The sequence below is a fragment of the Microbispora sp. GKU 823 genome (assembly GCF_002027145.1).
Taxonomy (GTDB): Bacteria; Actinomycetota; Actinomycetes; order Streptosporangiales; family Streptosporangiaceae; genus Microbispora; species Microbispora siamensis.
The window spans coordinates 1-1,127 of sequence record NZ_MWJN01000256.1; the positions used below are offsets into that span (position 1 = coordinate 1).

The 1,127-nt window shown below is 70.2% G+C and carries 2 protein-coding genes; one reads left to right on the forward strand and one right to left on the reverse strand.

Annotated elements, in window-relative coordinates:
* Positions 1 to 82: 82 nt before the first annotated feature.
* Entirely contained in the window at positions 83 to 478 is a 396-nt protein-coding gene (locus tag B1L11_RS44605; RefSeq protein ID WP_079321126.1) for a DUF3224 domain-containing protein, read from the reverse strand.
* 200 nt (positions 479 to 678) lie between these two features.
* On the opposite strand from B1L11_RS44605, the gene B1L11_RS44610 reads away from it, so the two are divergent.
* Positions 679 to 1,127: ATP-binding protein (locus B1L11_RS44610; RefSeq protein ID WP_079321127.1), on the forward strand; the 449-nt coding region annotated here is incomplete at its 3' end.

The window sequence follows — 1,127 nt, forward strand, 5'->3', positions numbered from 1 at the left end:
CGTGCGGCGGCGGCGGAGTCGTCCGCGGGCCGCCGGTCAGCGGATTTCACCATGGACCGGCGGCTACCCGGATGGGGGCCGGTTAGGCGTCGGGCAGGGTGTAGTCGAGGAGGTAGTGGTGGCCGTCCTCCGCGCGGATGGTGCCCTCGCCGGTGAGGCCGGCCAGTTCGCCGGTGCCGCTGGTGGGGACGATCTGCCATTTCATCCACTGTTCGCCGTTGTGGCTGGCGGCGCTGTGCTGGAGGGCGAAGGTGCCCTTGCGGCCGTGGAGGGTGCCTTCGAAGTGTTCGACGCCGACGTAGGCGGCGGGGCCTTCTGGGGTGACGATGGTGAGGATCTCGGTGGTGCTGGTGCCGACGAGGTCGCCGTGGAAGGTCTTGGCGATGTGGTTGCGGCCGAAGGTGGCGCCTGCCTTCTCCTCGGTGGTCAGGTCGGTCCAGTTGGTGATGTCGAAGGTGCCGGTGGCGTGTCCGTTCATGTGTCCAGCCTGCCGGATGTTCCTGTCATCTGCTGTCAGGTACGGCGGTGTCTGACGGGTGAGCGGAAGGAGAAAGTCAGGCGAATGCCGTGAAGCCGGCCACTTTGCAGCCGTTAATGACAGATGATCGGAGGCATGGGTTTTCCCCGACCGGCCGTTCCGGTCCTCGCCGGCCGGTTCGTCCAGGCCCGGCCGGCGCGATGCTGATCTCTCCCTTCCCTTCGCAGGAGGGCCGCAGGACCGCGTACAAGGTGTTCGGGTCGGCCGCGACCGCCCCGCGCCGGGCGCGCGCGTTCGTACGGTGCCAGTTGCGGGGGTGGGAGCTCGCGGATCTGGCCGAGACCGCGGAGCTGGTCGTCTCCGAGCTGGTGACGAACGCGGTGCGGGCGACGGACGCCGTGGTCAGCCCGCCGGTGGCCTCGTCGATGTTCCCGGTGGCCCTGCGTACGGTGGCGTTGCGGGTGAGGGTGGCGCCGGGGCGGCGCAGCCTGTTCATCGAGGTGTGGGACGTCAGCGACCGTGAGCCGGCGCCGCGCGGCGAGGTGGGAGGCGAGCTGGGCGAGAGCGGCCGGGGGCTCGTGCTGGTCGGCAGCCTGGCCCGGCGCTGGGCCACTATTCGGCGCCGGATCGGGGCAAGATCGTGTGGTGT

Bases quoted from the DNA above. Each gene is read 5' to 3' on its own strand.
- B1L11_RS44605 (WP_079321126.1), bottom strand. From the start codon at position 478: ATGAACGGACACGCCACCGGCACCTTCGACATCACCAACTGGACCGAC.